General features: G+C 76.6%; 3 protein-coding genes. 1 reads left to right on the top strand and 2 read right to left on the bottom strand.

All coding sequences use genetic code 11. The features are described 5' to 3' along the window. Positions 1 to 59: 59 nt before the first annotated feature. Both ABZ714_RS34805 and ABZ714_RS34800 read right to left on the bottom strand, forming a co-directional pair. Positions 60 to 1262 carry an amidohydrolase gene (locus ABZ714_RS34805; protein ID WP_358829378.1) on the bottom strand — a complete coding sequence of 401 codons (1203 nt, stop codon included), beginning with the start codon at positions 1260 to 1262 and terminating at the stop codon, positions 60 to 62. 118 nt (positions 1263 to 1380) lie between these two features. Beyond that, positions 1381 to 2142 carry a GntR family transcriptional regulator gene (locus ABZ714_RS34800; RefSeq protein ID WP_358829377.1) on the bottom strand — a complete coding sequence of 254 codons (762 nt, stop codon included), beginning with the start codon at positions 2140 to 2142 and terminating at the stop codon, positions 1381 to 1383. A gap of 204 nt (positions 2143 to 2346) precedes the next feature. Between ABZ714_RS34800 and ABZ714_RS34795 the strand changes: the two genes are divergently transcribed. Continuing rightward, positions 2347 to 2583, top strand: a complete 237-nt coding sequence (locus ABZ714_RS34795) for a hypothetical protein (RefSeq protein ID WP_358829376.1) — start codon at positions 2347 to 2349, stop codon at positions 2581 to 2583. The last annotated feature ends 71 nt before the right edge of the window (positions 2584 to 2654 follow it).

Genomic DNA, 2654 nt, shown 5'->3' with positions numbered 1-2654 from the left:
CGGACCGGCGGCGGGGCGCGTACCGGTACCGGTACGCGCCCCGCCGCCGGTCCGGTCCGTCAGACCGTCAGCCGGCCGTCGCGGGCGATCACCCGGCCGCCGCGGACCACGAATCGCGGCACCGGCCGGTCCACCACGGCCTCCGGTACCGAGGCCGCGCCCACCAGGACGAAGTCGGCCGGATCGCCTACCGCGAGCCGGGACGGCTCCAGACCGAGCAGCGCGGCGCCGCCCTGTGCCACCACGTCGTAGCAGGCGACGAGTTCGCCGTCGGTCCGGGCGTCGGTACGGTACGCCAGCAGATGCGCGCGGTTGATCATATTGCCGTCGCCGAACGGCGACCACGCGTCGCGCACCCCGTCGGAGCCCGCGGCGACCAGCACTCCGTGGCCCGTCAGCGCCGCCGTCGGGAGTACCGGATCGGCCCCCAGGGCGCAGGTGGTGAGCGCGATCCCGGACTCCGCGAGCAGCCGGGCCGTGGCGGCCAGTTCGTCCCCGGCGAGATCCGCGACGCAGAACGCGTGGCTCACCGCCACCCGGCCCTCCAGCCCCGCGTCGACCGTCCGGCGGGCGATCTCCGTGAGCTGCCGTACCCCGTCCGGGTTGCCGTCGTGGAGATGGACGTCGAGGGGGACGCCCGCGCGGGCGGCGGTCCGGAAGAGGAAGTCGAGCTGGCCGTCCCGGTCGCCGTCGACCCCCACCGGATCGAGGCCGCCGAGGACGTCCGCGCCCTCGGCCAGGGAACGGGTCAGCAGTTCGGCGGTGCCGGGCCTGCTGACCAGGCCGAGCTGGGGGAAGGCCACCACCTGGACGTCGAGCAGATCCGCCCGCGCGTCCGCCGCCGCCCGGACGCCGTGCACGGCGGAGAGTCCGTACACCGGCGCCACGTCGACATGGGCCCGCATCGCGCGCGTCCCGTGGGCGACGGCCGTGTCCATCAGCGCCCCCGACCGCTCGGCGACCGAACCGGGCACCCGCGACCTGGCCCGGACATCGCCCTCGATCAGGTCCCGGAGCGAGCGCGCGGGCTCCCGGCTCAGCCAGGGCCCGCCCCAGGCCGTCTTGTCCGGATGGATATGGGCGTCCACGGGCGACGGCAGCGCCAGCGAGCCGCCCGCGTCGACGGTGGCGTATCCGGCGGGCGGCCCGTCCGAGGTCGCGGGGCCGAGGTCGGTGATCCGGCCGTCGGCCGTCAGCAGGTCGACGAGCCGCCCGTCGGGGGTCCGGACGGCGGTGAACAGGACAGGCGTGTGCGGGGCCATGGGCCGGGGTGCTCCTCGGTTCAGGGGAATGCAAGGGGGGACGCAAGGGCCTTGAGGGACTGCGTACGGGTCCGGAGGCGGCGGGCGCGTCGCCCGTCCGACCGCCGCGCGGGAGGGGTCAGGACTCCGGGGGGCGCTCCGGCCCGGACGGCGCGGACGGCCCGGACCCGGCCGTGGGGCGCTCCGGGTCCGCCGGGGCGAGCAGCCGCATCGCCGCCGCCCGGGTCCCGGCCACATGCTCCCGGGCGATGCGCTCGGCCTCCGCCGCGCTCCCGTCCCGGATGGCCGCGTACAGCAGCTCGTGCTCCCCGCACATGGCCGTACCGTCGGCCGGTTCCGTGGTGAGGCCGAAGAGCCGCCGCAGTCTGCCGTCGAGCGGCGTCATCAGATCCAGCAGCAGCGGATTGCCCGACAGGACGACGATCTGCCGGTGGAAATCGGCGTGGACCGAGGCCAGCTCCCGGGTGCGGCGGGGGTTTCCGGCGGCCTGCCGGGCCCGGGCGAGCAGCCCTTCGAGTACGCGCAGCCCCGCCGTGTCGGCCCGGTCGGCGGCCAGCGCCGCGGCCAGTGCCTCCAGCCGCTCCCGGATGTCGAAGAGATCCGCCGCCTCGGCCGGGCCGAACGGGGCGACGAACGCGCCCCGGCGGGCCGAGACGGTGACGAAACCCTCCGACTCCAGCCGCTGGAGGGCCTCGCGGACCGGGACCCGGGACACCCCCAGCTCCTCCGCCAGCTCGCGCTCCACGATCCGCCGCCCGGACGGCAGCCGGCCGTCGATGATCCGCTCCCGCACCTCGCGGTACACCTGGTCCCGCAGGGACAGATGGGCGCCGCCGATCGTGTCGGCGCCGGGTTCGCCGCCGGTCCGGCCGTCGCTCATGACCCGCTCCCTCGTCCGCGATACCGCCATGCCTGGTATTCGGTATACCAGATTCAGGTGAAGGCTGTACGGCGTGGGCGGCCCGGGACCCGTCTCCCGGGGCGCCCGTACCCCCGCTCACCCGGGCCAGACGTCCTCCACGTAACGCCCCTCGGCCATCAGACAGCTCAGCCATGCCTCCGCCGCCTCCGGTCCCGTACCGGTGTGGCCGATGTGGCGGCCGGGGTGATGCGGAACATCGCCCGGCGCGGGGGACGGGAGTACGCGGTACCGCCCGAGGAGCCGGCGGCGTTTCCGCTCTCGGGCCTGGACGGTCTCTGCCCGGGCGCCGTCGTGCGGGGCACCGGCCCGGGACCGGGGACCCGGCGCGCCCTGGACCGGCTCGTCTCCGCGACGGCGGCCCTGGCGTTCGGACCGGGCGCGGAGCGGCGCGAAGGCTGACGCGGGTTTCGTACGAGGTCGGGGGCCCGGCCCCCCGGGGGGGCGCGCGCGGGGCGGGAGCGGGGGGGGCA

The organism is Streptomyces sp. NPDC006798 (genome assembly GCF_040635975.1).
GTDB lineage: Bacteria > Actinomycetota > Actinomycetes > Streptomycetales > Streptomycetaceae > Streptomyces.
Note: the sequence above shows the minus strand (reverse complement) of the source record. Positions and strands in the feature narration are given on the sequence as shown.